Genomic DNA, 2601 nt, shown 5'->3' on the forward strand with positions numbered 1-2601 from the left:
CCGCTTTAATAATAAGTGCGATTGGTGAGAAGAGTTCGGATTGCGCGATTTCACTATCGTTTTTGATATCTGTGAAAATGTAAGGCGTAATTACATTTTTAATTTGTTCTCCTTCTAGTACCATTTTCCTGCTACTTTTACATATGTTAAATCACTGACAATGACTTCCATTGGTTGTGCTCTGTTAAAATCTCGGTCTAGACCATTTGTGATCAGACTCTCGTTCGACTTCGACGGATAGGACCTATAGCTTGCGTTAGTATAGGTTGACACCAGATTGTTCTGTTTCATGACCCGACCGATGCGTCTTCTCGAGACTGTCAAACCTAGTTTATGTAACGCACTTTTTATTCTTCAGGTACCAAAACATTTTCAGTTAGAATGAAATACCTGAATAATCGTTTCATTGATATCGTTATCGCGCTCACACTGCTTGTTGGTTTTTTGATTATTCATTTCAAAATAATAGGTACTTCTAGAGATTTGCAGGACTTTGCACATTGCTGACACTGAATATTTGTGTGCATTCTTACGAATGACTTCTATTTTCGTCCCATGATCAGCGCTGCTTACTTTAGAATCTCGTTTTCCATTTTTAACTGTTGAATGTCTTTGCGAAGTCTTCTGAGTTCGCGCTCTTCTTCAGATAAATTGTCAATATGATTAAATGAACCTGTGTTCTGATGATTTTTAACCCATTTATCTAAAGCTGAAGCTGTGAGATCATACTCCCGTACAATTTCAGATTTTGATTTACCATTTTCAAATAATCGAACCATTTGTAGTTTAAATTCAGGGGTAAATGTTCTTCTCGTTCTTGTCATAAAAAAACGCCTACTTTCATTGATTTAACAGTAACCTCCCTCATGGGAGTTGTCCAATCAAGTGTAGACGATTCATATTAGATTATGTATTTCCAAAAAAGCACATTATACAGATTTAGAACATCTCATGAGATTGTTGAAATTTATAGTAATGTACACCCTCAAATTCTGGAGGTTAACCCAAATGAGAGATAATGAGATGGTGCTTATATAATCTGTAATGACGAAACGGTTTTAAATTATTTAAAAAATAGACTTTAAACTAAGACTATGCTATTATAATTGAAAACGCTTCCACTAAGGAAGAGGTAATTAATTGAAAGTTACATCGTTTAAGCTTTTGTTATCCTTATCTGCTTTGTTTGTTATTTCAACAATTTTTTCACCTATTACCGAAGCAAATACCGACAATGTTGATGATATAATTTCACATGCTCCACCGAGCTGTTATCATAGTAATAATATAATGGTAACAATAGATGATCCTGATTTAATTACCATTAGTTGTTCTTCCCTTGAAAGATGGACGATTATTAGAAGTTACGCTAGACTTACCGGTAAAAATAGATATAATACTTATAACTATTCTAGACTCGGTGGTAGTAGACAAGCACTAAATGACTTTAATACAATGCCTGGTAAAACTGTATCTAGAAGTAGTGGAGTTTTGACTAAGACATATAATGGGGAAACTGTAACTTATTATCCTAAATCTACATCTGGATCGGTACCTACATTATCTTTTCCACATAAAAATAACACGAGAGTAGACAAAATACGTTATGAGTAACTTTATCTTTGATTTCCAGAATGATGTTTATGTTGATCAGATTACTGACTTTACTTTCAGCATTGATGTAGATGATACTAATATCACCGAACACACTACTTTGTCCCTTATAAAAGATGAGAAAACATTCACTCTCTCCTTTATTAAAAAGAATAATAGTCACTATATTTCTCACTCATACAATAAAGATACGTTAAACGTTACCAATCATGCTTCAATAATATTAGATTATGTATTTCCAAAAGCCACATTATACAGGTTTAAAACATCTCATGAGATTGTTGAAATTTATAGTAATGTACACCCTCATATTCTGGAGGTTAACCCAAATGAGAATTAAATTTGAACAGGAATTTTTAGCGAACATGTTAACCAATATGTTTATGTCTATTAACGATGTTTGGTATGTAACCTCTTTTAATCATTTAAATATTTCAAATGATACACTCACAATTCAATTCGATTTGAGTCTAAGAGAAAGTATTTACTTTGAACCAACAGGTAGCTATACCGTTACTTTTGATTGTTCAAACGATAACTACTTAATCGAAACCCATGACGAAATTATTGAGTCTTTAATAACCAATAATCGAAACTTAAATGATAGCCATATACTCACTGATGGAAACATAGTGATTGTTATTCAAACTAAAGCTTTATATGATGTCACTCTTTATTTAAACGATTAATAATTCAATCAAAAAACGACCCTTTGGTCTTCTGTTTAAAGAAGCTTTAGGGTCGTTGTTTTTATGTTTTATTTCTATTTCAACCAATTATAGGGCAGTGATTTTTTCTGTACAGATACCCACTTCAGCTCTGTAAATTCGTCCACCACATACGGACTCCCGAATCTTCCGATTCCACTGTTTTTCACGCCTCCAAATGGGATGTTCGGCATATCGAGTGCTGGCATTTCGTTCACATGCGTCATTCCACTTTCCATTTCGACTGCGAGTTTCTCTCCACGTGCTATGTCTTTCGTAA

The 2601-nt window shown here is 33.6% G+C and carries 7 protein-coding genes; 3 read left to right on the forward strand and 4 right to left on the reverse strand.

Annotation, left to right across the window (positions count from 1 at the left end):
* The 3 genes from IEU51_RS09195 to IEU51_RS09205 form a co-directional block, all read right to left on the reverse strand.
* Positions 1–124 (reverse strand): aldehyde dehydrogenase family protein (locus IEU51_RS09195; protein WP_188349302.1); only part of this gene is annotated, 124 nt, incomplete at its 3' end.
* Entirely contained in the window at positions 115–291 is a 177-nt protein-coding gene (locus IEU51_RS09200) for a hypothetical protein (RefSeq protein ID WP_186086598.1), read from the reverse strand. The genes IEU51_RS09195 and IEU51_RS09200, both read right to left, overlap by 10 nt.
* A gap of 278 nt (positions 292–569) precedes the next feature.
* Positions 570–824 (reverse strand): transposase, encoded by a 255-nt coding sequence (locus IEU51_RS09205; RefSeq protein ID WP_186086601.1) that lies wholly within the window; start codon positions 822–824, stop codon positions 570–572.
* A gap of 316 nt (positions 825–1140) precedes the next feature.
* Between IEU51_RS09205 and IEU51_RS09210 the strand changes: the two genes are divergently transcribed.
* Genes IEU51_RS09210 through IEU51_RS09220 form a run of 3 tightly spaced genes read left to right on the forward strand, consistent with a single transcriptional unit; the run spans position 1141 to position 2303 of the window.
* Positions 1141–1614 carry a hypothetical protein gene (locus tag IEU51_RS09210; protein WP_186086604.1) on the forward strand — a complete coding sequence of 158 codons (474 nt, stop codon included), beginning with the start codon at positions 1141–1143 and terminating at the stop codon, positions 1612–1614.
* A complete protein-coding gene (locus tag IEU51_RS09215) occupies positions 1607–1954 on the forward strand; it encodes a hypothetical protein (RefSeq protein WP_188349303.1) in 348 nt (115 codons plus the stop codon). The genes IEU51_RS09210 and IEU51_RS09215 overlap by 8 nt, the downstream gene beginning before the upstream one ends.
* Entirely contained in the window at positions 1944–2303 is a 360-nt protein-coding gene (locus tag IEU51_RS09220) for a hypothetical protein (RefSeq protein ID WP_186086606.1), read from the forward strand. Before IEU51_RS09215 ends, IEU51_RS09220 begins: the two co-directional genes overlap by 11 nt.
* A gap of 74 nt (positions 2304–2377) precedes the next feature.
* Here the strand turns inward: IEU51_RS09220 and IEU51_RS09225 are convergent.
* The coding region (locus IEU51_RS09225) for an aldehyde dehydrogenase family protein (protein ID WP_188349301.1) at positions 2378–2601 on the reverse strand (224 nt) is incomplete at its 5' end.

The organism is Phocicoccus schoeneichii, assembly GCF_014635565.1.
Taxonomy (GTDB): Bacteria; Bacillota; Bacilli; order Staphylococcales; family Salinicoccaceae; genus Phocicoccus; species Phocicoccus schoeneichii.

What these genes read in the sequence shown, in the direction of transcription:
- IEU51_RS09200 (WP_186086598.1), bottom strand. Translation starts at nt 291, where the DNA reads ATGAAACAGAACAATCTGGTGTCAACCTATACTAACGCAAGCTATAGG.
- IEU51_RS09205 (WP_186086601.1), bottom strand. Translation starts at nt 824, where the DNA reads ATGACAAGAACGAGAAGAACATTTACCCCTGAATTTAAACTACAAATG.
- IEU51_RS09215 (WP_188349303.1), top strand. Translation starts at nt 1,607, where the DNA reads ATGAGTAACTTTATCTTTGATTTCCAGAATGATGTTTATGTTGATCAG.
- IEU51_RS09220 (WP_186086606.1), top strand. Translation starts at nt 1,944, where the DNA reads ATGAGAATTAAATTTGAACAGGAATTTTTAGCGAACATGTTAACCAAT.